We start from the raw sequence: 2050 nt of genomic DNA, 5'->3' as shown, positions 1-2050 counted from the left end.
GTGAAAGCAAGGCCGGCATTAAAAAAAGCAGATAGATACAGACCTAATACCAAAAAGTATTTGGTATTCGCTTTATCAGATAAAGCACCCATAAATAATTTAGAAATCCCATAACCAATTCCAAAAGTTGAGAGAATAAGGCCAACTTGACTAATTGAAAAACCATATTCTTTCATAATTGAATGTTGTTCCGTCGTAAAAACCAATCGAATAATATAATAGGCAACATAAGAAAAACTGGTTGCAACTAGAACCCCTAACTGTTTCCGTCTAAAAGTACTATCAATTTCTTCAACTGGTACTTTAACATTAGAATTAGTTGAAGCTAATAACCATTTAAACATAATATAAATTCCCTCTCTGCATTTTAAACATAATATAAATTCCCTCTCTGCATTTTATGAAATCGCTTACAACAACGATATAATATCACAAATAAATCACATTTACCACATAAACATTCATAATTTGAACAATTAATTCACTTTTATCAAAAACGTAACAAACATAATTTTAGACTTCAAAATTTTCTTCAGTGATTAAAATTATTGGGTCAATTAATGCTTATGTTTTAAATTTTGCTTTCAACATCTCCAATTTGAATTCTAATATTCAATCGCATAAAATTTTTTTTCCTTAGTTCTATTTTGATTTTTTCATACTCGGATAATTTTCGAAATACCGTTTTTGATATAGAATAAGTGTCCTACCTAATCAAATATTGAGTAGATGAATTGGACAAATTATAATAATAACCACGTGCAAACTTTCTGTTTTCGTGGTGGTTGATTGTCGCGCAGTTTACACTTTGGGTGACATCCTTGCCGTCATCATCACGCCAACCAAAGGCAAAATCACGGTTATAAGAGTGGCTATTCTTTGGTCGTGCAAAATAGTGCGCTGAATTTTGCGACAAGACAAACTGCACTTGCACAAAAGAAAAGAGTCCCGTGTACATGCCGTCACCGTCATACTTTTGGAATTGCTCAAATGCATTCCATTGGTTTTGTAAGGACTCATCTTTTTCTTCAATGTGGGCTACAGGTAACCCATTAATCAGTAGCAAGATATCAATCCGCCGCTTAGAGCTTAGACTAGTCGCTAAATCTGTGAACGTAATTTGGTTAACGACTTCATAACGTGAATGTCCACCAGCCACTTCATCACCATAGAATATTTCAAGTTCTAGCTGCGTCCCATCATCACGATTCAACGGTACGGTCCCAACACCACCCGCACCCGCCAACATGAGTTGCGCATCATACGGCGTTTTATTCTTCGTTAGTTCCAACTTCACTTGTTCAAACTCATTATCAGATAACAGAGTATCTTCTAGTCGTTTGCGATTGTTGGCATTCAGAATATCTCGCCAGTGATCATATAACCGATCAACTGTTACACCAGAATAATCTGTGAAATATTCTCAACCTTCACTCTTTAGCTTATCAATTACAGCTTGTTCAAATTTATCTTCCGCCATTTAACTAGTCTTCTTTTCTTTTTTAGTTGTAACTATTTACCAAAACGCCACCACTTTTTAGGTTTAGGTTGTGACTCCGGGGTGCTATTTTCAGGTTCCGGTTGTTTGTCTGACGTCACTTCTTTTTCACCATCATCATGCGGTGCCATCGTTAAGGCTTTCAAGTCCTTAATTTCTGCCTTGTATTCTTCGAGCAGTTGTTTGTCCTGTAAGGCTAGCCGTTGTTGCTGATCTAATAAATTTTGCATTTGTGATATTTGTGAATCTTTATTTTCTATTTGCTTATCTTTAACAGCTAATTGTTGTTCTAATATTTTAAATACATAGCTATTATCCGTTGTTTGCTTATTATCACTGGTAACATTAGTATTACCACCGTTACCACCAACGTTGCTACCTACTTTTTCACTGCCGTTACTACTAGAAAAATGCTGTTTTAAAAGCCTATAACCACTAACCGTTACTACTAATGTTTCTACTCCGTTACTATATACGGTTTCTACGTAGTTTGCTCTAAATTCATCGGTTAATCTTTTCCTAACTGCTTGCTTAGATACCTTGAATTCATCA

General features: G+C 35.1%; 2 protein-coding genes and 1 pseudogene. All 3 read right to left on the bottom strand.

Annotation, left to right across the window (positions count from 1 at the left end; genetic code table 11):
- Window positions 1-344 (bottom strand): MFS transporter (locus EUI_RS0107210; RefSeq protein ID WP_010017116.1); only part of this gene is annotated, 344 nt, incomplete at its 3' end.
- 458 nt (window positions 345-802) lie between these two features.
- Window positions 803-1480: pseudogene (locus EUI_RS0107205) on the bottom strand (type I restriction endonuclease); the annotation flags it as partial.
- A gap of 32 nt (window positions 1481-1512) precedes the next feature.
- A partial coding sequence (locus tag EUI_RS10145; RefSeq protein ID WP_010017114.1) for a hypothetical protein occupies window positions 1513-2050 on the bottom strand: 538 nt, incomplete at its 5' end.

It is taken from the genome of Leuconostoc gelidum subsp. gelidum KCTC 3527 (assembly GCF_000166715.1).
GTDB classification, from domain to species: Bacteria; Bacillota; Bacilli; order Lactobacillales; family Lactobacillaceae; genus Leuconostoc; species Leuconostoc gelidum.
The sequence above is the reverse complement of the archived record's forward strand: the minus strand, read 5'-3'. Positions and strand labels throughout refer to the sequence as shown.